Origin of the sequence: Kaistella sp. (assembly GCF_049588135.1) — a bacterium.
In the GTDB taxonomy this organism is placed as follows: Bacteria; Bacteroidota; Bacteroidia; order Flavobacteriales; family Weeksellaceae; genus Kaistella.
In genome coordinates, this window is record NZ_JBAVFG010000190.1 from 1 (window position 1) to 3,318 (window position 3,318).

Annotated in this window: 4 protein-coding genes; all 4 read left to right on the forward strand. The window is 37.5% G+C overall.

Features of this window, described 5'->3' with window-relative positions; all coding sequences use genetic code 11:
• Nucleotides 1-507, forward strand: a 507-nt coding sequence (locus tag WBY99_RS10500; RefSeq protein WP_423976282.1) for an SPFH domain-containing protein, incomplete at its 5' end; no start/stop codon positions are given.
• A gap of 128 nt (nt 508-635) precedes the next feature.
• A complete protein-coding gene (locus WBY99_RS10505) occupies nt 636-959 on the forward strand; it encodes a Sec-independent protein translocase subunit TatA/TatB (protein ID WP_423976283.1) in 324 nt (107 codons plus the stop codon).
• Nucleotide 960: 1 nt separating this feature from the next.
• A complete protein-coding gene (locus WBY99_RS10510) occupies nt 961-1,542 on the forward strand; it encodes a phosphatase PAP2 family protein (RefSeq protein WP_423976284.1) in 582 nt (193 codons plus the stop codon).
• Nucleotides 1,543-1,634: 92 nt separating this feature from the next.
• A partial coding sequence (locus WBY99_RS10515) for a 5'-3' exonuclease H3TH domain-containing protein (RefSeq protein ID WP_423976285.1) occupies nt 1,635-3,318 on the forward strand: 1,684 nt, incomplete at its 3' end.

A 3,318-nucleotide genomic window follows, 5' to 3' on the forward strand; every position in this document is an offset into this window, starting at 1 on the left:
AGAAAAGACGATGTTGCGATTGCGGTGAAAGGTGAACTTCAAGAAGCGATGCAAAGTTATGGATACGACATTATCAAAGCATTGGTAACCGACATTGATCCCGATGAACAAGTGAAACACGCGATGAACAGAATCAACGCAGCGGAAAGAGAAAAAACCGCCGCCGAATACGAATCTGAAGCACAAAAAATTAGAATTGTTGCCGTAGCAAAAGCAGAAGCAGAATCTAAAAAATTACAAGGTCAAGGTATTGCCGATCAGCGAAGAGAAATTGCAGCAGGTTTGGTAGAATCGGTAAAAATGTTGAACGAAGCGAATATCAACGCACAGGAAGCTTCTGCATTAATCGTTGTAACGCAGCATTATGACACGCTTCAGGCGATTGGATCGAGCAATAAAAGCAGCTTAGTTTTGTTGCCAAATTCGCCCAATTCTGCAAGCACTTTATTAAATGATTTAATGGTTTCTATGGCTGCAACCCAGCAAATGGAACATATTAAAGAATAATTTTTTTCGACCGAATACTATTAAAACCAACTTTTCGGAGTTGGTTTTTTTGTGAAATTTAAGTATTTTAATAATAATTTAATTTTAAAAATGAAAATCTATAACAGAATCTTTTGTAATTTTGTCGCATGGAATTAAGTATAGGTGAAATGCTCATGATTGCCTTAGCAATCGTTGTCTTGTTTGGTCCGAATAAATTACCGCAGATTGCACGCGACTTAGGAGAAGGAGTACGCAAAATGCGTGGTGCTATGGAAGACGTAAAAACTGAAATCCTTAAAGAAACAGATAATCCCGTCTCGGAAATCAAAAAAGAAATCGACAAAGTGAAGCAAGCGGCAATGGATTTTAATCCAATGGCAGATCTTGATAAAGAAGCTCTTGCCAAACGTGATGAGCCCAAAGTTAACCTTGCCGATGACGATGCGCACGAAGGACCAGTAAGCCGTTAAGATGCAAGAAATTATTCAGAAAGATAAATCAATTTTTCTTTTTCTCAATAATTTGGGAAGTCAGTCTTTTGACCAATTTTGGATCATGATTTCTGCAACCTGGATTTGGATTCCGCTTTACGTTATTTTCCTTTACCTTTTATTTAAAAATTACAAACTTCGAAATTTAGTTTTTATTCTCATATTTATCGCTTTGGGAGTAACGGTCTCCGATCAACTGGCTGGGGTTTTCAAAACGGGAATCGCTCGCTTAAGACCTTGCCATGATCCAACATTAACAGGATTAATGCGTTCTGTACAATGCGGCGGGCAGTTTGGATTCTATTCCAGTCATGCTGCAAACACTTTCTTTATTGCAAATTTTATGACCTTGCTTCTGCATAAAAAATTCAGATTGTTGCCATATATTTTATTTTCTTGGGCAATGATCGTTTCTTATAGCCGAATTTATTTAGGTGTTCATTTCCCGATGGATATTGTAATGGGCGCATTAATGGGCTTTTTTGCTGGCGGTTTTTTTGCTACTTTAGCCTTAAACGTTATTCACAAGCAGAATTCTTCAGATTCTATTTCTACCAAATAAAACGCAATCCTTTTTAGAAATAGGCATTTCAGTTCGGTCAAAATTTTGGTTCATGATACGACTGCTGCTATCTTTTTTATATCTTTGCTTTTATGTCACAAAACAACGATAAACGACTTTTCCTCATCGATGCTTATGCGATGATTTTCCGTGGATATTATGCTTTAATTAGAAGTCCGCGGTTAACAAGTGACGGGAAAGATACTTCTGCAATTTTCGGATTTACCAACTCTTTAATCGAGCTTATTCGTCGCGAAAAACCATCACATTTGGCGGTGGTTTTCGATGTGGGAAGAGCCAGCGTGAGAACCGCAGATTATGCCGAATATAAAGCCAACAGAAGCGAAACTCCCGAAGCCATTAAAATTGCAGTTCCTTATATTCATCGTATTTTGGAGGCGATGCACGTTCCTATTTTGGGCGTAGAAGGTTACGAAGCCGATGACGTAATTGGAACTATTGCCTGCAAAGCTGAGAAGGAAGGTTATATCACTTATATGGTAACGCCCGACAAAGATTTTGCGCAGTTGGTGACCGATAATATCAAAATGTATAAACCTGGTTTAAAAGGTGCCGAATTTGAAATCTTGGGCGTTCCAGAGGTTTTAGAAAAATACGAAATTACCGATCCCAAACAAGTCATCGATTATCTTGCAATGATGGGCGATGCGGTGGATAATATTCCCGGTTTGGAAGGTGTGGGTGAAAAAACCGCCAGAAAATTTTTAAAAGAATATGGCAGCATCGAAAATCTTTTGGCAAATACGCAAGATTTAAAAGGAAAGCTGAAAGAAAAAGTAGAAAATTCTGCCGAACGAGGAATGCTTTCCAAAAAATTGGCGACGATTATTTGTGATGTTCCGATTGAGTTTCATCAAGAACAATACGATTTAGAAACTCCTGATTTCGAGAAAGTAAAAGCGGTTTTTGATGAAATTGAATTCCGAAGATTGTACGAAAATTTGTACCGAGCTTTTGCTCCAGATTCATCCACTTCCACGGAAATTACTAATCCTAATAAAGTTTCTCGTTATGATAAAGTAGAAGATAAAGACAAACCCGTTCAGCTCGATCTTTTCGCAACTTACGAAGAACTCGATCAGGTCACTTCCACAAAATCTTCCATCGAAAACAACGATCATCTCTATCAATACATCGATTCGCCGAAAGCGCAGAAGGTTTTAGTTCAAAATTTGTTGCAGCAAAAAGCAGTGTGTTTCGATACCGAAACTACCTCTTTAAACGAATTGGATGCCGAATTAATTGGGATGAGTTTTTCTTATAAAAAAGGTTTGGCTTACTACATTCCGCTTTCCGAAAATCGGGACGAAGTTTTAGCAACTTTAGAAATTTTCCGTGCATTTTTTGAGAAAAAAGAAATTGTGAAAATCGCTCATAATCTCAAATTCGATTATAAAGTTTTGAAGCAATACGATATTGAGGTGGAAGGTGCGATTTTCGATACCATGATTGCGCATTATTTGCTAAACCCCGACGGAAGGCATGGTATGGATTATCTTTCGGAAATTTATTTGAATTATAAACCTGTTTCCATTGAAACTTTAATCGGGAAAAAAGGAAAAAATCAAACCAATTTACGTTCGATTTCTCTGGAAGAACAAACCAAATACGCTGCCGAAGATGCCGATATAACTTGGCAATTGTATGAAATCTTTGCGCCGCAACTTCAAAAAGAAAACCTCGAAGATTTGTTTTTTAAAGTAGAAATGCCTTTAATGAAAGTTTTAGCAAAAATGGAACTCGAAGGAGTTTCTC